Consider the following 19,733-nt stretch of genomic DNA (forward strand, 5'->3'; position numbering starts at 1 on the left):
CTCGCGAAACGCCAGGTCATCGGCGTGCTCACGACACCCGCACGGCCCGGAAGATCGAGTTCCGGGTGGTCGCCGGAAGGGGGCGGACCTAACGTCGTACTAAAATTTCCGGCTTGTTACGGAGCTGGACCGGACAACCCCAGGCACACTGCGGGCCCGCCGGCGCCCCGGAGGCTTCCGGGATCGAGACGCGAGGACCCATGGCAGCCATGTACGAGAGCAGCGCTCTCGGTCTGCTCGACGAAGAGATCCGTGAACGGTTCGGTGACACGGCACGCTTCTCCGGGGGCCCGGCGGCCTCTCCGCGCACGCTCGTCGACATCCTCGACGCGACCGTACGGTCCTGCCCGGACGAACTCGCCCTCGACGACGGCACCACGCGGCTGACCTACCGTGCGCTGGCCGTCGAGGTGGCGCGGGTGCGGCGGCTGCTCGCCGGGGCCGGGGTGGGACTGGGCGACCGGGTGGGCGTGCGGGTGCCGTCCGGCACCAACGATCTGTACGTCGCCATTCTGGCCGTGCTCGCGGCCGGTGCCGCCTATGTGCCGGTCGACGCGGAGGACCCGGACGAGCGGGCCGAGCTGGTCTTCGGCGAGGCGGACGTCCGGGCCGTCATCGGGGCCGGCCACGAGATCACCACGTACAGCAGGTCGGAGGTTCCCGCCGGGCGGCCCGGGATCGGGCACGACGCGTGGATCATCTTCACCTCCGGTTCGACCGGCAGGCCCAAGGGTGTCGCCGTCAGCCACGAGAGCGCCGCCGCGTTCGTGGACGCCGAGGCCGCGCTGTTCCTCACCGAGGACCCGATCGGGCCCGGGGACCGGGTGATGGCCGGGCTCTCGGTCGCGTTCGACGCGTCCTGCGAGGAGATGTGGCTGGCCTGGCGGTACGGGGCCTGTCTGGTGCCGGTCCCCCGCTCGCAGGTGCGCAGCGGCGCCGATCTGGGGCCGTGGCTGGTCGAGCAGGAGATCACCGTGGTCTCCACGGTGCCCACGCTGGCCGCGCTCTGGGAGCCGGACACCCTCAACGAGGTCCGGCTGCTGATCTTCGGCGGCGAGGCCTGCCCGCCGGAGCTGGTGCAGCGGCTGGTGACCGAGGGCCGGGAGGTGTGGAACACCTACGGGCCGACGGAGGCGACCGTGGTGGCGTGCGCGTCGCTGATGTCGGGCGAGGAGCCGATCCGGATCGGGCTGCCGCTGAACGGCTGGGAGCTGGCCGTGGTGGACGAGTCCGGGGTGCCGGTGCCGATGGGCGGCAGCGGCCAGCTGGTGATCGGCGGGGTCGGGCTCGCCCGGTACCTGGACGCGGAGAAGGACGCGGAGAAGTACGCGCCGCTGACGTCGCTGGGCTGGGAGCGGGCGTACCGCAGCGGTGACCTGGTCAAGGCGGAGCCGGAGGGGCTGGTCTTCCTCGGGCGGGCCGACGAGCAGATCAAGCTCGGCGGGCGGCGGATCGAGCTCGGCGAGGTGGACACGGCGCTCCAGGGGCTGCCCGGTGTCGCCGGGGCCGCCGCCGCCGTTCGCACCGCCCGCAGCGGCAACCAGCTCCTCGTCGGGTACGTCGTCACCCAGGACGGCTGGGACCACGCGGCGGCGGTCGAGAGGCTGCGCGCCGAGCTGCCGGCCGCGCTGGTGCCGCTGCTGGCGCCGGTCGCTGACCTGCCGACCCGGACGAGCGGCAAGGTGGACCGCAACGCGCTGCCCTGGCCGCTGGAGGGCCTGGAGACGGGCACGAAGGCAGAGCAGCTCTACGGCACCGAGGCGTGGCTGGCCGAGCAGTGGACGGAGGTCCTCGGCATCCCGGTGACCGGCGCCCGGGACGACTTCTTCGCGATCGGCGGCAGCAGTCTGGCCGCCGCCCAGCTCACCACCCGGCTGCGCGACCGCTACCCGAGCGCGGCCGTCCTCGACATCTACCAGCAGCCCACCCTGCGCAAGCTCGCCCGGCACCTGGAGGAGTCCGCGCAGGACGACGGCTCCCGGCGGACGGTCGCCCCGGTGCCCCGGCGCGCGCAGGCGGTCCAGCTCCTGGTGCTGCTGCCCCTGTTCACGCTGCTGGGGCTGCGCTGGATGGTTCCGCTGGCCGCGCTGGGCAACGTGCTGACCGGGTACGCCTGGCTGCCGACCGCGCCCTGGTGGCTGGTCGTGGCCGGTGCGCTGGTGTTCTTCAGCCCGCCGGGGCGGCTCGGCATCGCCGCGGGCGGGGCCCGGCTGCTGCTGCGGGGGGTGCGGCCCGGCCGGTACCGGCGCGGGGGCGGGGTGCATCTGCGGCTGTGGGCCGCCGAGCGGCTCGCGGAGTTCAGCGGGGCGACCTCGCTGACCGGGGCCTGGCTGGAGCGGTACGCCCGCGCGCTGGGCGCCAAGGTCGGGCCGGACGTCGAGCTGCACGCGCTGCCGCCGGTCACCGGCATGCTCAAGCTGGGCCGGGGCGCGGCCGTCGAGTCCGAGGTGGATCTGTCCGGGTACTGGCTGGACGGCGACCGGCTGGAGATCGGCCCCGTCAAGGTGGGCGCCCATGCCGTCGTCGGCACGCGCAGCCTCCTCTTCCCGGGCGCCCGGGTCGGCAAGCGGGCCGAGGTCGCGCCGGGTTCCGCGGTGACCGGAAGCATTCCGACCGGTCAGCGCTGGGCGGGGGCGCCCGCGGTGAAGCTGGGCAAGGCCAAGCGGAACTGGCCCAAGGACCCGCCGCGCCGCAGCGCGTTCTGGCGGGGCATGTACGGCGTGAGCGGGCTGGCGCTCAGTGCGCTTCCGGTGGTGTCGGGGGCGGCGGCGCTCGCGGTGGCGTACCCGCTCGTCGACTCCGGCGCTCCCCTCCCGGGCGCGGCGCTGGCGCTCGTGCCGGCCACGCTGGCCTTCGGGCTGACGTACGCGCTGGGGATCCTGATCGGTGTACGGCTGCTGAGTGTGGGCCTGCGCGAGGGCACGTACGCCACGCACAGCCGGGTCGCCTGGCAGGCGTGGACGGTCACGCAGCTCATGGACCGCTCCCGGGAGACGCTGTTCCCGCTGTACGCCGGGCTGGCCACGCCGGTGTGGCTGCGGCTGCTCGGCATGCGGATCGGCAAGGGCGCCGAGGTCTCCACGGTGCTGGCGCTGCCCGGCCTCACCACGGTCGGCGAGGGCGCCTTCCTGGCCGACGACACGCTGACCGCGCCGTACGAGCTCGGCGGCGGCTGGGTGCGGATCGGGCGCGCGGAGATCGGGCGGCGGGCGTTCCTCGGCAACTCGGGGATGACCGCGCCGGGGCGGAGCGTGCCGGACGACGGTCTGGTCGGGGTGCTGTCGGCGACGCCGAAGAAGGCCAAGAAGGGCACCTCGTACCTGGGTCTGCCGCCGGTGCGCCTGCCGCGCAGCGCGAGCGGCGGTGACCGGAGCCGGACGTACGACCCGCCGGCGCGGCTGCTGTGGGCGCGCGGTGCGGTGGAGGTGTGCCGGATCGTGCCGGTGTTCTGCTCGGCCGGGCTGGCCGTGCTGACGGTGGCGGCGCTGTGCGCGCTGGGCGGCTGGGCGTGGCCGCTGGGCGGTCTGGTGCTGCTCGCGGCGGGCGCGGCGGCGGGGCTGGTCTCGATTGCCGCCAAGTGGGCCCTCGTCGGGCGGCACCGCGGCGGGGAGCACCCGCTGTGGAGCGGGTTCGTGTGGCGCAACGAGCTGGCCGACACCTTCGTGGAGGTGCTGGCCGTGCCGTGGCTGGCGGGTTCGGTGCCGGGCACTCCGCTGCTGACGGCGTGGCTGCGCGGGATGGGCGCGCGGATCGGCACGGGCGTGTGGGTGGAGAGCTACTGGCTGCCGGAGACGGATCTGGTGACCCTGGAGGACGCAGCGACGGTGAACCGGGGCTGTGTGCTGCAGACGCACCTCTTCCACGACCGGATCTTGCGGACGGATACTGTGGTCCTCCGTGAGGGCGCGACGCTGGGTCCTGGCGGAATCGTCCTGCCCGGCAGCACGATCGGGGCCCGCACCACGCTGGGTCCCGCGTCACTGGTGATGGCCGCGGAGTCCGTTCCCGACGACACGCGCTGGCTGGGCAACCCGATCGAGTCGTGGCGGCGTTGAGCGCCGCCGCGGCGCCGGGGGACGAGGAACGTCGTACGAGCGCAGCGCAGGGAGCAGACGCAGCAGTGGCAGTTCAGCAGTCCGTGGGTGCGGACCCGTACTTCCCCGACAACGGTGATCCCCGTTACCGGGTGCACCGCTACGAACTCGCGCTGGACTACCGGCCGGGCCCCAACCGGCTGTCGGGGACGGCCCGGATCAATGCCATCGCGGGCCGGTCGCCGCTCGCCGAGTTCCAGCTGAACCTGGCCGACTTCCGGATCGGCCGGGTCCGGCTCGACGGGCGGCAGGCGCACTACACGCACCGTGGCGGGCGGCTGCGGGTGAAGCCGGCCAAGGCGGTCCGGCCCGGTGCCGCGTTCACCGTGGAGGTGCACTGGTCGGGCAACCCCAAGCCGGTCGCCAGCCCGTGGGGCGGGCTCGGCTGGGAGGAGCTGGAGGACGGGGCGCTGGTGGCGAGCCAGCCGGTCGGGGCGCCCTCCTGGTACCCGTGCAACGACCGTCCGGCGGACAAGGCGTCGTACCAGATCTCCGTCACGACGCCCTCGGCGTACGCGGTGGTCGCCGGTGGCCGGCTGCTCACGCGGACGACCAAGGCGTCGACGACGACCTGGGTGTACGAGCAGTCCGCGCCGACGTCGAGCTATCTGGTCGGGCTGTCGATCGGCAAGTACCAGACGGTGCTGCTGGGCGACCCGGGCCCGGGCGGGGTTCCGCAGCACGGGCACATCCCGGCGCAGCTGCTGCCCCGGTTCTCCCGGGACTTCGCGCGTCAGCCGCAGATGATGGAGCTGTTCCAGGAGCTGTTCGGGCCCTACCCGTTCGACGAGTACGCGGTCGTGGTGACCGAGGAAGAGCTCGATGTGCCGGTCGAGGCACAGGGGTTGTCGCTGTTCGGCGCCAACCACGTGGACGGGGCGCGGGGTTGGGAGCGGCTGGTCGCGCACGAGCTGGCCCACCAGTGGTTCGGCAACAGTGTCTCGATCGCCGACTGGCGGCACATCTGGCTGAATGAGGGGCTCGCGAAGTATGCCGAGTGGCTGTGGTCGGAGCGGTCGGGCGGGCGCACGGCGCAGCAGCTCGCCGCCGTCGCGCACCGGTCGCTGGCCGGGCAGGCGCAGGACCTGAAGCTGGCCGACCCGGGCCGCAAGCTGATGTTCGACGACCGTCTCTACCAGCGCGGCGGACTGACCGTGCACGCCCTGCGCTGCGCGTTGGGCGACGACGCCTTCTTCCGCATGCTGCGCGGCTGGACGGGGCTGCACCGGGGCGGGGCGGTGAGCACGACGACGTTCACGGCGCACGTGGCCCGGTTCGCGAGCGAGCCGCTGGAGGAGTTGCTCGAGGCGTGGCTGTACGGCACCGCGCTGCCGCCGTTGCCTTCGCCGGCGACGTCGTTGCCGGCTAAGCCGCCGTATCCGCCGAGCACGGGAGCGTCCACGTGAGCGTCTGTCCTTGCGGCCGGTCCGAGCCGTACGAGACGTGCTGCGGCCGCTTCCACTCGGGTGCCGCCGCCGCCCCGACCGCCGAGGCGCTGATGCGGTCCCGGTACTGCGCCTTCGTGCGGGGCAACGCCCCGTACCTGCTGCGCACGTGGCACCCGCGGACCAGGCCGGCGCGGCTCGACCTGGACCCGGCCATGAAGTGGACCGGTCTGGAGATCCTGGCGGCCACCGAGGGCTCGGCGTTCCACGCCACCGGCACCGTGACCTTCCGGGCGTCCTTCCGGGGCGGTTCGCTGCACGAGCGGAGCCGGTTCGAGCGGGTGGACGGGGCGTGGGTGTACGTGGACGGGGAGTTCCTGGACTAGCGGGGCTCTCCGGGCCTTTCGCGCGGCTACTTCCCGGGGGCCAGGATGTCCAGTTCCTGGAGGGCGCCGACCGTGATCTCGCGGACCAGGTGTTCGGCGCGGGCCGCGTCCCGGGCGCGGACCGCCTCGGCCACCTGGACGTGCAGGGTGACGGCGGCGGGGTCGGGGTCCTCGAACATCACCTCGTGATGGGTGCGGCCGGCGAGGACCTCGGCGACCACGTCTCCGAGGCGGGCGAACATCTCGTTGCCGGAGGCGTTGAGGATGACCCGGTGGAAGGCGATGTCGTGGAAGAGGTAGCCCTCCAGCCGGTGGCCCCGGGAGTTGGCGACCATGCCGAGGGCGCACTCGGTGAGTTCGGCGCACTGCTCGGCGGTGGCGTTGCGGGCGGCGAGGCCCGCGGCGGCCGGCTCGATCGCGGAGCGCAGCACGGTGAGCGAGCGGAGCTGGTGGGGCCGGTCGGCGCCGGCGAGGCGCCAGCGGATGACCTGCGGGTCGTAGACGTTCCACTCGGACTTGGGGCGGACCGTCACGCCCACCCGGCGGCGGGACTCCACCAGATGCATGGACTCCAGGACGCGGACCGCCTCGCGCATCACCGAGCGTGAGACGTCGAACTGCTGGGCAAGTTCGTCCGTGCGCAGAACGCTGCCCGGGGGGTACTCACCCGCGGTGATCGCGGGGCCGAGGGTTTCGAGTACCTGTCCGTGCAGCCCCCGGCCGGTTGTGCTCATGCACACAGCGTACGGGGGAGCTCACAGGAACAAAAAGTCAGACTTATTTGTCACAGGCTCTTGAATTTGTCGTACCTAATAGGTTTCAGTGTGGCCGACGTCAGATGGCGACGTCGTTTGTCGAGGAAGACAGCGAGGCAGTGATGCGGACTCCCTACGTCGTCGTGGTGATGGGCGTCGCCGGAACGGGCAAGACCACGATCGGTCCCCTGCTCGCCGCCCGGCTCGGCGTCCCGTACGCCGAGGGTGACGACTTCCACCCGCAGGCCAACATCGCCAAGATGTCGGCCGGTACCCCGCTCGACGACGCGGACAGGTGGCCCTGGCTCGACGCCATCGGCGCCTGGGCGCACGAGCGGACGGGGCTCGGCGGGGTGGTCAGCTGCTCCGCGCTGAAGCGGTCCTACCGCGACCGGCTCAGGACCAATGCTCCCGGAGTGGTGTTCGTCCACCTCGCGGGCGACCGCGCGCTCATCGAGGACCGGATGCGCCAGCGGCAGGGCCACTTCATGCCCACCGCCCTGCTGGACTCGCAGTTCGCCACGCTCCAGCCGCTCCAGGCGGACGAGGCGGGCGTCGAGGTGGAGGTCTCGGGCACGCCCGAGGAGATCACCGCGCGGGCCGTGGCCGCGCTGGACGCCCTCGACACTCCGCCGGCCCCGGCGCCGTAACCCCCCACGCTCTCCTCTCCCCACCCCCGTAACCGCAAGGGAATTCCCCGTGACCAGACTCAACGCCGAGCTGCTGGCAGCGGACACCGTCGAGCCCATCACCTCGGCCGGCCACGCCCAGCTGGGCATCGCCGTGCTGGCGGGCATCGCCGTCATCGTCCTGCTCATCACCAAGTTCAAGCTCCACGCCTTCCTGTCGCTGACCATCGGGTCGCTGGCGCTGGGCGCGTTCGCCGGAGCACCGCTGGACAAGGTGATCGCCAGCTTCACCACCGGGCTCGGCACCACCGTCGCCGGCGTGGGCGTGCTGATCGCCCTCGGCGCGATCCTCGGCAAGATGCTCGCCGACTCCGGCGGCGCCGACGAGATCGTCGACACGATCCTCGCCAGGGCCAGTGGCCGGTCCATGCCCTGGGCGATGGTGCTGATCGCCTCGGTGATCGGCCTGCCGCTGTTCTTCGAGGTCGGCGTGGTGCTGCTGATCCCGGTCGTGCTGATGGTCGCCAAGCGCGGCAACTACTCCCTGATGCGCATCGGCATCCCCGCGCTCGCCGGTCTGTCCGTGATGCACGGCCTGGTCCCGCCGCACCCCGGCCCGCTGGTCGCGATCGACGCGGTGCAGGCCAACCTGGGTGTGACGCTGGCCCTCGGCGTCCTGGTCGCCATCCCGACGGTGATCATCGCCGGTCCGCTGTTCTCCCGCTACGCCGCCCGCTGGGTGGACGTCCCGGCCCCCGACCGGATGATCCCGCAGCGCGCCTCGGAGGAGCTGGAGAGGCGCCCCGGCTTCGGCGCCACCCTCATCACGATCCTGCTGCCGGTCGTGCTGATGCTGTCCAAGGCGCTCGTCGACATCATCATCGACGACCCGGAGAACACCACACAGCGCGTCTTCGACGTCATCGGCTCCCCGCTGATCGCTCTGCTCGCCTCCGTCCTGCTGGGCATCTTCACGCTGCTGCGCCCGGCCGGGTTCGCCAAGGACCGGGTCTCCGGCCTGGTCGAGAAGGGCCTCGCGCCCATCGCCGGCATCCTGCTGATCGTCGGCGCGGGCGGCGGCTTCAAGCAGACGCTGATCGACTCCGGGGTCGGGCAGATGATCCTGGAGATATCCGAGGACTGGTCCATCCCGGCGCTGCTGCTGGCCTGGCTGATCGCGGTGGCGATCCGGCTGGCGACCGGTTCGGCGACGGTCGCCACGGTCTCGGCGGCGGGCCTGGTCGCGCCGCTCGCGGCGGGCATGTCCACGGGTGAGACGGCCCTGCTGGTCCTCGCCATCGGCGCCGGCTCGCTCTTCTTCAGCCATGTCAACGACGCCGGCTTCTGGCTGGTGAAGGAGTACTTCGGGCTGACCGTCGGCCAGACCATCAAGACCTGGTCCGTGATGGAGACGATCATCTCGGTGGTCGCGGGCGGCATCGTGCTGCTGCTGTCGCTGCTGATGTAGCGGCCCTACGGCACCACTGGGCCCGCCACCTCCTCGGCACCGGGGAGGGGGCGGGCCCTGCCGTTCACGGCCGCCACAGCGGATGCTCCCGCTCCGCCCACTCCCGGCTCACCGAGCCGGTGCGCATGCCGCGGCGGGCCTCCGGATCGGCCAGGGCCATGCCGATGTGGCCCCCGAGGACGACGCCGATGGTCAGGGCCAGCCAGTCGTGCACGAAGGTGGCCCCGGTGCGCCAGGTCAGGGGGGTGAGGTGGGTGAACCACATCATCAGGCCGGTGCCGAGCATCACCAGCGTGGCGCCGGCGATCCAGGAGGCGTAGAGCTTCTGGCCGGCGTTGAACTTGGCGGCGGGCCGGGCTCCGGGGGCGTGGTCGCGGCGCAGGGCCGCGCGCAGCCAGCGGCGGTCATGGGGGCCGAAGCGGTTCAGCCGGCCGAGGTCGGCGCGCAGCGCGCGGGAGGCAAGGCCCGCCAGGAGCGGGACCGGCAGGGCGAGGCCCGCCCACTCGTGGACGCGGACCACCAGGGCGCGCCTGCCGACCAGCTCCGCGAGCTGGGGGACGTAGAGGCAGGCCGCCGTGGCCACGCAGATGCCCATCAGGAGTGCCGTGGTGCGGTGGACCCACCTCGTCGTCCGGCCGAAGCGGCGCAGCGTCGGGGCGGGCGGGGCCTCAGTCGGTGGGCTCATCGTCGCGTCCGTTCGAACGGCCCACCCAGGCGTCGACGTCATAGCCGCGCTCCTCCCAGTAGCCCGGGCGCACGTCCTCGGTGACGGTGATGCCGGAGAGCCACTTGGCGGACTTGTAGAAGTACATAGGGGCCACATAGAGGCGGGCCGGGCCGCCGTGGCTGTGGCCGAGGTCCTTGTCCTGCATGCGCAGGGCGACCAGGACGTCGGAGCGGCGGGCCTGGTCGAGGGTCAGGCTCTCGGAGTAGACGCCGTCGAAGCAGGTGAAGCGCACCGCCCCGGCCGAGGGGCGCACCCCCGCCGCGTCCAGGAGCCGGGACAGGCGCACGCCCTCGAAGGGGGTGTCGGGGACCCGCCAGCCGGTGACGCACTGGACGTCGCGGACCAGGCGGGTCTGCGGCAGCGCGCGCAGCTCGGCCAGGGTGTACGACCTCGGCCGGTCCACCAGGCCGTCGACGGTGAGGCGGTAGTTCCCGGCGTTCTTGCGCGGCACCGAGGAGGCGACCGAGTAGTAGCGGAAACCGCCGCCGTTGGGGAGCAGCCCGGTCAGTCCGGTCGGGTCCCGTTCGGCCGCGCCGGCGAGGAAGGACTCCAGTCCGCGCTGGAGGACGGGCGCGCCGGCCACGCCGAGGGCGCACAGGCCCAGGGTGCCGAGGAGGACGCGGCGGCCGATCGGCGTGCCGCGCTCCTCGGGCCCTGCGGGGTTGTCGGGGTTCACCTGTTCATTCGAGCACCCGTGACCCGCGGTGGGCCAGGGGCCGCGGGTGCCCGTCAGGGTTCCGTAATCTCAGGGCGTCAATCTCAGTGCGTCGTCTCCGCCGCCTTCTCCAGCTGGAACGCCTCGTTGCCCTGGCCGATGCGGGCGTGCGCCTCGGGGTTGCGGGCGCGCAGGACGAGGCCCTGGACCAGGCCGGCGATCAGGGCGAGGGCGATGATGCCCGGCAGGAGCCAGTGCAGGGAGGAGCCGGGGCCCGAGCCGACGAGGACGTCGAAGTCCTTGACGGTGTAGACGACGATGAAGCACAGCGCGACCGTGGCGAGCCCGGCGGCGGTCAGCCGCCAGAACTGGCTGCCCGCGGCCCCGCGGCGGACGAAGAAGGCCACCACGGACACGGAGGCGATGGCCATCAGGAGCGTGACGCCGAGCGCGCCGACGTTGCCCATCCAGGTGAACAGGTGCAGCACCGGGGCGGTCGGGTCACCGGTCGGCTTGTCGTCGGCGAGCGCGAAGGCGCTCACCACCACCAGGGCGATCACCGTCTGGAGCAGGGAGCCGGTGCCGGGGGCGCCGCTCGCGCTGGTGGTGCGGCCGAAGACGGCGGGCAGCAGACCCTCGCGGCCCATGGCGAAGGCGTAGCGGGCGACGACGTTGTGGAAGCTGACCATCGCGGCGAACATGCCGGTCACGAAGAGGATGTGCAGCACGTCGGTGAAGGTCTCCCCGAGCAGGCCCTCGGTGAGGAAGAACAGCATGCCGGCGCTCTGTTCCTGGGCGGTGCCGACGACCGCGTCGGGGCCGGTGGCCACCGTGATCGCCCAGCAGCTGATGGTGTAGAAGACGGCGATGCCGCCGATGGCCAGGAACATCACGCGCGGCACCAGGACGTGCGGGCGGCTGGTCTCCTCGGCGTACACGGGGGCCTGCTCGAAACCGAGGAAGGCCGCGACGCAGAAGCACAGCGCGGTGCCGATGCCGGCGCCGCTGAGCGTGTCCGGGTCGAAGGCGGCCAGGGACAGGCCCTCGGGGCCGGGGTCGCCGAGGGCGGCCACGTCGAAGATCACGACGAGCGCCACCTCGATGAGGAGCAGCACGCCGAGCACGCGCGCGTTGAGGTCGATCTTCAGCCAGCCGAGCGCGCCGACCAGGAGCACGGCCAGCAGCGCCGGTATCCACCAGGCGAGCTCGATGTCCAGGTAGGTGGCGAAGAGGGTGGAGACCTCGAAGCCGAAGATGCCGTAGATGCCGACCTGGAGGGCGTTGTAGGCGACCAGCGCGACCAGGGCCGCGCCGGAGCCCGCGGTGCCGCCGAGGCCCCGAGAGATGTAGGCGTAGAAGGCGCCGGCGTTGTGCACGTGCCGGCTCATCTCGGCGTACCCGACGCTGAAGAGGGCGAGCACCACGCCGAGGATCACGAACAGCAGCGGCTGCCCGGTGATGCCCATGACCCCGAAGGTCGTGGGCATGACACCGGCGACCACCATGAGCGGTGCGGTCGCGGCGAGCACGGACAGCAGCAGACCGAGGGTGCCGAGCCGGTCGGCGCGCAGGGCCCGGTCCTGGCCCTTGAACGTGCTGATGCCGCCGTCGGCGGGGGGACTGCTCGTTCTCGAACTGCCCGTGGTCATCGCGCGTGGTCCTTTCGGGGGTGGCGGGGGCGGAGGTGCGGGGCGTGCGGGTGCTTCACACCGTGCCGAGCGCGCTGTCGCGGGCGGCACGGAAGGCGGGGTAGGGATCGCGGTCCGGGTAGGACCAGGGCGCCGGGGTGACGTGGTCGCCGATGCGGTGGAACAGGGCGGCCGCCTCGGCGCCCCGGCCCTCGCAGTACTTGGCATGAGCGAGGAAGTTCAGGTCGACCAGGCGGCGCGGATGGCCCTCGTGCTCCCACTCCAGCCACCAGTCGAAGGCCGCCTTCATCACCTGGCGGGCCCGGCGCCCGACCCAGTGCCCGGAGGCGGCCGGGTCGGCGGACTCGTGCCCGGCGGCGGCCAGCACCCGGTAGCGCTCGGCGTGCGCGATGACCGGCAGGATCGCGAGCGGGGAGTCGGCGGGGGCGCGGTCGGCGGCGCCGTTGGCGAAGTCGTAGACCTCGTGCAGCGGGTCCGGGCCCGCGGCCGGGTGGCGCTCGGCGAGCCGGGCGACCATCAGGTGGTGGGCGTGGTGGTGGTCGGGGTACCGGGCGCGCACCTCCTCGAACAGCTTCAGCGCCTCGTCCTCGGTGCCGGTGCCCCGGGTGAGCATGAGCAGGCCGAGCCAGGGGGTGGGGTCGGCCGGGGCGTGGACGGCCGCCGTGTGGCAGGCCTCGCGGGCGCGGTCCGGCTTCTCCTTGCCGCGCAGGGCGCGCTGGACCTGGGCGAGGGCGAGCAGGACACGGGCGTCGGCGGACTCGGGCTCGGCCAGCAGCCACTCGCGGGCCCAGGGGGCGCTGTAGGTCTCCTGGGCGAGGACGGTGACGCGGTGGCCCCGGCGGTCCCAGTCGTCGGCGGTGTGCGCGAGCAGGGAGCGGGCGGTCTGCCATCGGCCCTGCGACAGCGCCGCCCGCGCGGCGCTGAGCTCAAGGTCGTCGAGGGCGCCGTCCGGCGTCTGGGCCGCGCGTTTGCGGCCGCGGCCCAGGGGTGGCGGGGGTGGAGACACCGCGGGAACATCCTCACGCGACGCGGGTCGACGTCTGGTTTCGGTTTGCCATCGAGCGATCACGCACAGCCAACCCCCCGCCAATACTTCGCGTCAAGGGCCGCCGACGCGTTACACGCGTCAACTCCTGTGACGGATGAGGCAGTTGTGACATGTTGGGGGGCTTGTGATCGTCCGGATCGTGGGATTGGACCGTACCTGTGGCGCAGGCCATGGTGTTTCGGGCGCCGGGCGCGGACCATGGCGGGAAGTCCATCGCTCCCTGGGGCGCGCCGGCTCCCGGGAAGCCACAGTCGGCCACCGCGCGGTACGCCCCCCGAGCCCCGGCCGAACGAACGAGGAACGTCGCGTGTCGCTTCAGGTTCTGATTCTCGCCGTGAGCGCCGCCTGCTGCCTGGGCTTCGGATTCGTCCTCCAGCAGAACGCCGCCCAGAAGGCACCTCTCAAGGACTTTCTCTCCCCGCGCATCCTGCTGGACCTGGTGAAGGTGCCGCGCTGGCTCGGCGGCATCGCCCTGATGGTCGTCGGCATGGCGCTCGGCGCCGTCGCGCTCGGCCAGGGCCAGCTGTCCCTGGTGGAGCCCCTGCTGGCGACCAACCTGCTCTTCGCCATGGCCCTGTCCCGGCACCAGACCAAGCAGCCCCTGGGCCGGCAGGGCTGGCTGGGCCTGCTGCTGCTCGCGGGGGGCGTGGCGACGTTCATCGTGGCCGGCGAGCCGACCGGCGGCACCGCGCTGACCGACCCGTTCCGGCAGTGGCTCATCATCGGCGTGATGACCGGCACGGCGCTGCTGCTCACCGCGTACGCCAAGCGCTCGCGGCTCGGCTCCGGGCCGGCCCTGCTGGCCACGGCGGCCGGACTGCTCTACGGCGTCCAGGACGCCCTCACCCGGGTGACCGGCCAGCGCTTCGCCGAGGGCGGCCTCGCCGCGGTGCTGACCGGGTGGCAGCCGTACGCCGTGGTGGTGCTCGGGGTCACCGGTCTGGTGCTGGTGCAGAGCGCCTTCGAGACCGCGTCGCTGCGGGTGTCGCTGCCCGCCCTGACCGCCGCCCAGCCGCTGGCCGGCATCGCCTGCGGGGTCGGTTTCCTCGGGGACCGGCTGCGCACCGACGCGGGCGCCCTGGCCTGGGAGTCCGCCGGGCTCGCGGCGGTCGTCGTGGGCATCGTCCTGCTCGGCCTGCACCCGGCGATGCCGTCCGGCCAGGCGGTCCGGGAACGGACGCGGGACCTGCAGCCGAGCGCCTGACGTGCGGGGTGCCGCTCTGCCGGCAGAGGCCGTGCGCTTGGATGGGTTTCATGAGCGCAGCTGACGAGATCCTCGACGTCGTCGACGAGAACGACCAGGTCGTCGGCGTGGCCCCGCGCGGCCGGGTGTACGCCGAGGGGCTGCGGCACCGGTGCGTGTTCATCCAGGCCAGGGATGCCGACGGCCGCCTCTTCGTGCACCGCCGCACCCCGACGAAGCTGGTCTTCCCCTCCCTGTACGACATGTTCGTCGGCGGTGTCGTCGGCGCGGGCGAGTCCTACGCGCAGGCGGCCCTGCGGGAGGCCGAGGAGGAGCTGGGGGTGTCCGGGCTGCCGGAGCCGCGGTTCCTCTTCAAGTTCCTCTACGAGGACGGTGCCGGGCACGGCTGGTGGTCGGCCGTGTACGAGGTGCGCTGCGAGCTGCCGGTGAACCCGCAGGCCGAGGAGGTGGCCTGGCACGCCTTCCTGCCGGAGCCGGAGGTGGTGGCGCACCTCGCGGACTGGGAGTGGGTGCCGGACGGGCTGGCGGCGTACGAGCGGCTGCGGGCGCATCGGGCGGCGGAGGGCTGCCGGTAAGGTCCGGGGCGTGATCGAATTCGTACGGAACGTCCGGCTGTGGTTCGCGCCCGGGGAGATCCGGCGGGAGGGCGGTACGCCGGACTACCGGTTCTCGCTGGCCAACGAGCGCACCTTCCTGGCCTGGCTGCGCACCGCGATGGCGCTGGTCGGCGGCGGTTTCGCGGTGGACCAGTTCCTGCCGGACCTGCGCTGGGGCTGGCGGGTCGGCCTCGCGCTCGCGCTGCTCGCGGCGGGTGTGCTGTGCTCCCTGCGCGCGGTCAATCACTGGGTGGCCTGTGAGCGGGCGATGCGGCGCGGCGAGGATCTGCCGGTGTCCCGGTTCCCGGCGCTGCTGAGCGTGGTGATCGCGGTGGTGGCGCTCGTGATGGTCGTGGTGGTGCTGGCCGGATGGGAGGGGTGACCTCGCCGCCGGCGCGGGATCCGGGGCTGCAGCCCGAGCGGACCCGGCTGGCGTGGCGTCGTACGACTTTGGCGGGCACGGTGGCCGCGGTGCTCGCCGTGAAGACGGCCGTGCACGGCGGGGTCTCGGTGCCGCGGATCGTGCTGTGCGCCCTGTGCTGTGCGCTGTGGCTGGGCTTCCTCGCGGTCGCCAACCGCCGCATCACCACCCTCGCGTCGAGCCCGGAACCAACGGCACTCGCCCCCCGGCACGCCACGGCGGCGGTCCTGTACGCGGTGGCGCTGGCGGGGTGCGGGATGCTGCTGATTCTGTAGCGGGGTCTGGCGGGGCGCTGATCCCTTCGGCAGCTGCCGTGGATGCGCGGCGCCCTACGACGACTCCTCCTCCCAGGGCACCGTCACCACGATCTTGCCGCGGGTGCTGCCCTCCTCGTTCGACCGGTAGGCCTCCGCCGCCCGCTCCAGGGGGTACGTCTCGGAGACGTGCACCGTGACCACGCCCTGCTCGGCCAGTTCGGTCAGGCGCAGGAGGTCCTCGGCGTCGGGGCGGACGAAGTAGTAGCGGCCGCCGTAGTCGAAGACCTCCGCGTCGGCGATGGACACCAGCCGCCCTTCCGGGCTCAGCACGTTCGCCGACGCCTTCAGCGCGTCGCCGCCGACGGTGTCGAGGACGGCGTCCACGCCCTCGGGGGCCAGGCCCCGCACCCGTTCGACCAGGCCCTCGCCGTACTCCACCGGCTCACCGCCGATGCCCCGCACGTAGTCGTGGTTGCGCGCGCTCGCCGTGCCGATGACCCGGGCGCCGAGGTGCCGGGCGAGCTGGACGGCGACGGAGCCGACCCCGCCGGCCGCCGCGTGCACCAGGACCGTCTCCCCGCGCCTGATCTGCAGCACCTTGACCAGCACCTGGTAGGCGGTCAGTCCGACCAGCGGCAGCCCGGCCGCCTCCCCCCAGGTGAGGTTGCGCGGCTTGCGCGCGAGGGTGCGCAGCGGAGCCGCGACGTACTCGGCCAGCGTGCCGCGGGACAGGAAGTCCTCGCGCACGTACCCGATCACCTCGTCGCCGACGCCGAACTCCGTGACGGAGACCCCCGGTTGCACCACCACCCCGCACAGGTCCCACCCCGGCACCACCGGGAAGACCGCCGGCAGGGCACCGTCGAGATACCCCTCGCGGCACTTCCAGTCGACCGGATTCACGGCCGCCGCCCGCACCTTGACCAGCACCGAGTCGGGACCGACCTTGGGGTCGGCCACCTCGCCGTGCTCCAGTACCTCGAGGCCGCCGTAGCGGGAGTAGCTGATCGCCTTCATGGCTCCGACCCTCCGGGGTACCCGGGCGCCACGCAAGCCGAATGAGCGGATATGCGCCGTTCGCGTGGCAGCCTGTCCGACGTCATCCCCCGCGCCTCCGAAGGTGAGCACCATGACCACCCCCCACCAGGAACACGCCTCCCACGCCCACTCCCACGGACCCGGCTGCGGACACGCCGAGGTGCCGCACGGCGACCACGTGGACTACGCGCACGGCGGGCACCTGCACCGTGAGCACGGCGGGCACTGGGACGAGTGCGAGCCGGGCGACCACGCCACCCACGAGGGCCACGACCACCAGCACGGAGACGCCTGCGGGCACGAGAGCGTCCTGCACGGCGACCACGTCGACTACCTGCACGACGGCCACCGGCACGCGGCCCACGCCGGCCACTGGGACGACCACTGACCCGCCGCCCCGCCCGCCAGGCACCCTCCGACAGCTCCCCGTCGCCTCGCGCGGGGAGCTGTCGGCCTATCGTGGCTCCGATCACGTTGGGCTCACCCCCTGGACGACATACCGACCGGTCGGCATCATTGGTCGGGACTCGTTCACCTGCCCGTAGGAGCCCCGATGAGCCCCGACCACCCGCCCGGACTCGATCTCGACCGGCTGCGCGCCCTGCTGGAGCGCGAGCGCCCCGGCCTGGTGCACGGCCCGCTGACCGGCCGGCTGATCGAGGGTGGACGGTCGAACCTCACCTACGCCGTCTCGGACGGCACCGCCCGCTGGGTCGTACGGCGGCCTCCGCTCGGCCATGTCCTCGCCACCGCGCACGACATGAAGCGCGAGCACCGGGTGATCAGCGCGCTGCACCCGACGAACGTCCCCGTGCCGGAGCCGGTGCTGCTGTGCGAGGACCCCGAGAACGAGGCGGTGCCCGGCGCGTCCTTCTACGTCATGGAGTTCGTCGAGGGCACCCCGTACCGCACCGCGGGCCAACTGGCCCCGCTGGGTGCCGAACGCACGCGGCAGGCGGTGCTCGGGCTGGTGGACACGCTCGTCGACCTGCACGCGGTGGACCCCGCCGAGGTGGGCCTCGCGGACTTCGGCCGCCCGGAGGGCTTCCTCGACCGCCAGCTGCGCCGCTGGGGCAAGCAGTTGGACGCCTCCCGCAACCGTGACCTGGCCGGCATCGACGAGCTCCACGCCACCCTCGGCCGTCGACTGCCCGTCTCTCCCACGCCGACGGTGATCCACGGCGACTACCGCCTCGACAACGTCCTGATCGGCGACGACGACCGGATCAAGGCGATCCTCGACTGGGAGATGTCCACCCTCGGCGATCCGCTCACCGACCTGGGCCTGCTGGTGATGTACAGCCTGCCGCTGGACATGCCCGACTCCCCCGTCTCCACCACCGCCGAGGCCCCGGGGCACCCGGAACCGGCCGAGCTGATCGAGCGGTACGCCGCGCGCTCGGGGCGCGATGTCTCCGCGGTCTCCTGGTACACGGCGTTCGCCTGGTTCAAGCTCGCCGTGATCCTGGAGGGCATCCACTACCGCTACACCCTGGGCCAGACGGTCGGCCGCGGCTTCGACCGCATCGGCGACCTGGTCCCGGTCTTCATCGAGCACGGTCTGACCACCCTTCAGGAAGGCTGACGGCACATGGACTTCGCGTTCGACGCACGCACCGAGGAGCTGCGCGGCAAGCTGCTCGCCTTCATGGACGAGTACGTGTATCCGGCCGAGGCGGTGGCGGAGGAGCAGCGCGCCGCGCTGGCCTCACCCTGGGACACCCCGGCCGTGGTCGAGGAGTTGAAGGCCGAGGCGCGCAGGCAGGGCCTGTGGAACCTCTTCCTCCCGGACACCGAGTACGGTGCCGGACTGACCAACCTCCAGTACGCCCCGCTCGCCGAGATCACGGGCCGTTCCCCGCACTTGGCGCCGACCGCGCTGAACTGCGCGGCGCCGGACACCGGCAACATGGAGGTGCTGTACCAGTTCGGCGACGAGCAGCAGAAGAAGCAGTGGCTGGAGCCTCTGCTGGCGGGTGAGATCCGCTCGGCGTTCGCGATGACGGAGCCCGACGTGGCCTCCTCCGACGCCACCAACATCACCACGCACATCGAGCGGGACGGCGACGAGTACGTCATCACCGGCCGCAAGTGGTACATCTCCGGGGCGATGAACCCGGACTGCAAGATCTTCATCGTGATGGGCAAGACGGACCCGGACGGCGAGAACCCCCGCCGCCAGCAGTCGATGATCCTGGTCCCGCGCGATACCCCGGGCATGACGGTCCGGCGCGCCATGCAGGTCTTCGGCTACGAGGACCACTCGCACGGCGGCCACGCCGAGGTGGTCTTCGACCACGCGCGCGTGCCGGTGGCCAACATCATCGGCGAGGAGGGCGGCGGCTTCGCCATCGCGCAGGCCCGCCTGGGACCCGGCCGTATCCACCACTGCATGCGGCTGATCGGCATGGCCGAGCGGGCGATCGAGCTGATGTGCCGCAGGGCCGTGGACCGGACCGCGTTCGGCAAGCCGCTGGCCCAGCAGGGCGTGGTGCACAACTGGATCGCGGACGCGCGGGTCGCCGTGGAGCAGTTGCGCCTGCTGGTCCTGAAGACGGCCTGGATGATGGACACCGTCGGCAACCGGGGCGCCCACACCGAGATCCAGGCCATCAAGATCGCCACCCCGCGCACGGTCGTCGACATCATCGACCGGGCGATCCAGCTGTACGGCGCGGGCGGCGTGAGCCAGGACTTCCCGCTGGCCGAGCTGTACGCGAGCGCCCGCACGCTGATGATCGCGGACGGGCCGGACGAGGTGCACCAGCGGTCGCTGGCGCGCCGGGAGCTGAAGAAGTACGTGTGAGGACCCTTACGGTCTGAGCGCCCTCAGGAGCAGGTCGGCCAGGTGGTCGGCCAGTTCCTGGGGGCTCATCGGACCGTCGGGGCGGTACCACGTCGACAGGTGGTGGATGGAACCGAAGTGGTAGTCCACCACCAGGTCGGCCGGGGTCGCGGTGGAGAAGACCCCGGCCTGCTGGCCCTCCTCGACGAGCGCGCGGAAGCGCTCGTGGTAGCGCCGGCGCTCGGCGCGCACCTGCTTGTTCTTCTCGGGGCTCAGATGGTGCATCGAGCGGAAGAAGATCGAGGCGTCGTCGAGGTTGTCGATCGTGGTGACGACGACGTCGGCCGCCGCGGCCCGCAGCCGCTTCTCCACCGGCTCGTCGGCGCCCGCGAGGGCGTCCAGACGCTCCTGCTGGACGCGCAGCACACGCGCGTACACCTCGTGCAGCAGGTCGTCCTTGGAGCCGAAGTAGTGGTACAGCGCCCCCTTGGTGACGCCTGCCGCCTCCACGATCTCCTGCACCGAGGTCCGGTCGTAGCCCTGCTCGGCGAAGAGCCGGGTGGCGGCGGCCAGCAGCCGCTGGGGGACGGGGGTGCCGTCCGCGTCCGTCGTCCTGGGCACTGTGCCGCCACCTGC

Annotated in this window: 19 protein-coding genes; 12 read left to right on the top strand and 7 right to left on the bottom strand. The window is 72.6% G+C overall.

Going from position 1 to position 19,733, the window contains the following annotated elements; translation table 11 throughout:
• Positions 1–200 precede the first annotated feature (200 nt).
• The 3 genes from M8H82_RS27085 (at position 201) to M8H82_RS27095 (ending at position 5,865) form a co-directional block, all read left to right on the top strand.
• The gene (locus M8H82_RS27085) at positions 201–4,055 is read left to right on the top strand and encodes a Pls/PosA family non-ribosomal peptide synthetase (RefSeq protein WP_250077664.1); all 3,855 of its coding nucleotides are present in this window, start codon (positions 201–203) and stop codon (positions 4,053–4,055) included.
• Positions 4,056–4,120: 65 nt separating this feature from the next.
• Positions 4,121–5,500, top strand: a complete 1,380-nt coding sequence (locus M8H82_RS27090; protein WP_250077665.1) for a M1 family metallopeptidase — start codon at positions 4,121–4,123, stop codon at positions 5,498–5,500.
• The gene (locus M8H82_RS27095; RefSeq protein ID WP_250077666.1) at positions 5,497–5,865 is read left to right on the top strand and encodes a YchJ family metal-binding protein; all 369 of its coding nucleotides are present in this window, start codon (positions 5,497–5,499) and stop codon (positions 5,863–5,865) included. Before M8H82_RS27090 ends, M8H82_RS27095 begins: the two co-directional genes overlap by 4 nt.
• A 26-nt stretch (positions 5,866–5,891) precedes the next feature.
• Here the strand turns inward: M8H82_RS27095 and M8H82_RS27100 are convergent, their stop codons facing one another.
• Positions 5,892–6,599 carry a FadR/GntR family transcriptional regulator gene (locus M8H82_RS27100; protein WP_250077667.1) on the bottom strand — a complete coding sequence of 236 codons (708 nt, stop codon included), beginning with the start codon at positions 6,597–6,599 and terminating at the stop codon, positions 5,892–5,894.
• A gap of 143 nt (positions 6,600–6,742) precedes the next feature.
• On the opposite strand from M8H82_RS27100, the gene M8H82_RS27105 reads away from it, so the two are divergent.
• Together M8H82_RS27105 and M8H82_RS27110 are read left to right on the top strand one after the other, a co-directional pair.
• Positions 6,743–7,270 carry a gluconokinase gene (locus tag M8H82_RS27105; RefSeq protein ID WP_250077706.1) on the top strand — a complete coding sequence of 176 codons (528 nt, stop codon included), beginning with the start codon at positions 6,743–6,745 and terminating at the stop codon, positions 7,268–7,270.
• A 49-nt stretch (positions 7,271–7,319) separates the two neighbouring features.
• Positions 7,320–8,717, top strand: a complete 1,398-nt coding sequence (locus M8H82_RS27110; RefSeq protein WP_250077668.1) for a gluconate:H+ symporter — start codon at positions 7,320–7,322, stop codon at positions 8,715–8,717.
• A gap of 64 nt (positions 8,718–8,781) precedes the next feature.
• Here the strand turns inward: M8H82_RS27110 and M8H82_RS27115 are convergent, their stop codons facing one another.
• The 4 genes from M8H82_RS27115 to M8H82_RS27130 all read right to left on the bottom strand — a co-directional run bounded on the left by M8H82_RS27115 (position 8,782) and on the right by M8H82_RS27130 (position 12,754).
• A complete protein-coding gene (locus M8H82_RS27115; protein WP_250077669.1) occupies positions 8,782–9,402 on the bottom strand; it encodes a cytochrome b/b6 domain-containing protein in 621 nt (206 codons plus the stop codon).
• Positions 9,386–10,120: a molybdopterin-dependent oxidoreductase gene (locus tag M8H82_RS27120; RefSeq protein ID WP_250077670.1), complete on the bottom strand. Its 735-nt coding sequence runs from the start codon at positions 10,118–10,120 to the stop codon at positions 9,386–9,388. The genes M8H82_RS27115 and M8H82_RS27120 overlap by 17 nt, the downstream gene beginning before the upstream one ends.
• An 83-nt stretch (positions 10,121–10,203) precedes the next feature.
• Positions 10,204–11,748, bottom strand: coding sequence for an APC family permease (locus M8H82_RS27125; protein WP_250077671.1), 1,545 nt, complete (start codon positions 11,746–11,748; stop codon positions 10,204–10,206).
• Positions 11,749–11,803: 55 nt separating this feature from the next.
• Complete coding sequence (locus M8H82_RS27130; protein WP_250077672.1) at positions 11,804–12,754, bottom strand: hypothetical protein; 951 nt, start codon at positions 12,752–12,754, stop codon at positions 11,804–11,806.
• 349 nt (positions 12,755–13,103) lie between these two features.
• On the opposite strand from M8H82_RS27130, the gene M8H82_RS27135 reads away from it, so the two are divergent.
• From M8H82_RS27135 to M8H82_RS27150, 4 genes are read left to right on the top strand one after another with little or no spacing between them, the layout of a single operon-like run.
• Entirely contained in the window at positions 13,104–14,000 is an 897-nt protein-coding gene (locus tag M8H82_RS27135) for a DMT family transporter (protein WP_250077673.1), read from the top strand.
• A 50-nt stretch (positions 14,001–14,050) separates the two neighbouring features.
• Complete coding sequence (locus tag M8H82_RS27140) at positions 14,051–14,575, top strand: NUDIX hydrolase (RefSeq protein WP_250077674.1); 525 nt, start codon at positions 14,051–14,053, stop codon at positions 14,573–14,575.
• Positions 14,576–14,585: 10 nt separating this feature from the next.
• Complete coding sequence (locus M8H82_RS27145) at positions 14,586–14,978, top strand: DUF202 domain-containing protein (RefSeq protein ID WP_250077675.1); 393 nt, start codon at positions 14,586–14,588, stop codon at positions 14,976–14,978.
• Positions 14,966–15,292: a DUF202 domain-containing protein gene (locus M8H82_RS27150; protein WP_250077676.1), complete on the top strand. Its 327-nt coding sequence runs from the start codon at positions 14,966–14,968 to the stop codon at positions 15,290–15,292. The genes M8H82_RS27145 and M8H82_RS27150 overlap by 13 nt, the downstream gene beginning before the upstream one ends.
• 54 nt (positions 15,293–15,346) lie before the next feature.
• Here the strand turns inward: M8H82_RS27150 and M8H82_RS27155 are convergent, their stop codons facing one another.
• Complete coding sequence (locus tag M8H82_RS27155; RefSeq protein ID WP_250077677.1) at positions 15,347–16,291, bottom strand: NADP-dependent oxidoreductase; 945 nt, start codon at positions 16,289–16,291, stop codon at positions 15,347–15,349.
• A 112-nt stretch (positions 16,292–16,403) separates the two neighbouring features.
• Here M8H82_RS27155 and M8H82_RS27160 point away from each other — a divergent pair, with 112 nt between their 5' ends.
• The 3 genes from M8H82_RS27160 (at position 16,404) to M8H82_RS27170 (ending at position 19,118) form a co-directional block, all read left to right on the top strand.
• Positions 16,404–16,700 carry a hypothetical protein gene (locus M8H82_RS27160; RefSeq protein ID WP_250077678.1) on the top strand — a complete coding sequence of 99 codons (297 nt, stop codon included), beginning with the start codon at positions 16,404–16,406 and terminating at the stop codon, positions 16,698–16,700.
• A 165-nt stretch (positions 16,701–16,865) separates the two neighbouring features.
• The gene (locus M8H82_RS27165; protein ID WP_250077679.1) at positions 16,866–17,897 is read left to right on the top strand and encodes a phosphotransferase family protein; all 1,032 of its coding nucleotides are present in this window, start codon (positions 16,866–16,868) and stop codon (positions 17,895–17,897) included.
• A gap of 6 nt (positions 17,898–17,903) precedes the next feature.
• Entirely contained in the window at positions 17,904–19,118 is a 1,215-nt protein-coding gene (locus M8H82_RS27170) for an acyl-CoA dehydrogenase (RefSeq protein WP_250077680.1), read from the top strand.
• Between the two features lie 6 nt (positions 19,119–19,124).
• On the opposite strand, the gene M8H82_RS27175 is transcribed toward M8H82_RS27170, so the two are convergent.
• Positions 19,125–19,718 (bottom strand): TetR/AcrR family transcriptional regulator, encoded by a 594-nt coding sequence (locus M8H82_RS27175; protein ID WP_250077681.1) that lies wholly within the window; start codon positions 19,716–19,718, stop codon positions 19,125–19,127.
• Positions 19,719–19,733 lie beyond the last annotated feature (15 nt).

It is taken from the genome of Streptomyces sp. YS415 (genome assembly GCF_023544665.1).
In the GTDB taxonomy this organism is placed as follows: domain Bacteria; phylum Actinomycetota; class Actinomycetes; order Streptomycetales; family Streptomycetaceae; genus Streptomyces.

What these genes read in the sequence shown, in the direction of transcription:
- M8H82_RS27115 (WP_250077669.1), bottom strand. Translation starts at nt 9,402, where the DNA reads ATGAGCCCACCGACTGAGGCCCCGCCCGCCCCGACGCTGCGCCGCTTC.
- M8H82_RS27105 (WP_250077706.1), top strand. Translation starts at nt 6,743, where the DNA reads ATGCGGACTCCCTACGTCGTCGTGGTGATGGGCGTCGCCGGAACGGGC.
- M8H82_RS27100 (WP_250077667.1), bottom strand. Translation starts at nt 6,599, where the DNA reads ATGAGCACAACCGGCCGGGGGCTGCACGGACAGGTACTCGAAACCCTC.
- M8H82_RS27165 (WP_250077679.1), top strand. Translation starts at nt 16,866, where the DNA reads ATGAGCCCCGACCACCCGCCCGGACTCGATCTCGACCGGCTGCGCGCC.
- M8H82_RS27085 (WP_250077664.1), top strand. Translation starts at nt 201, where the DNA reads ATGGCAGCCATGTACGAGAGCAGCGCTCTCGGTCTGCTCGACGAAGAG.
- M8H82_RS27125 (WP_250077671.1), bottom strand. Translation starts at nt 11,748, where the DNA reads ATGACCACGGGCAGTTCGAGAACGAGCAGTCCCCCCGCCGACGGCGGC.
- M8H82_RS27170 (WP_250077680.1), top strand. Translation starts at nt 17,904, where the DNA reads ATGGACTTCGCGTTCGACGCACGCACCGAGGAGCTGCGCGGCAAGCTG.
- M8H82_RS27140 (WP_250077674.1), top strand. Translation starts at nt 14,051, where the DNA reads ATGAGCGCAGCTGACGAGATCCTCGACGTCGTCGACGAGAACGACCAG.
- M8H82_RS27160 (WP_250077678.1), top strand. Translation starts at nt 16,404, where the DNA reads ATGACCACCCCCCACCAGGAACACGCCTCCCACGCCCACTCCCACGGA.
- M8H82_RS27155 (WP_250077677.1), bottom strand. Translation starts at nt 16,291, where the DNA reads ATGAAGGCGATCAGCTACTCCCGCTACGGCGGCCTCGAGGTACTGGAG.
- M8H82_RS27150 (WP_250077676.1), top strand. Translation starts at nt 14,966, where the DNA reads ATGGGAGGGGTGACCTCGCCGCCGGCGCGGGATCCGGGGCTGCAGCCC.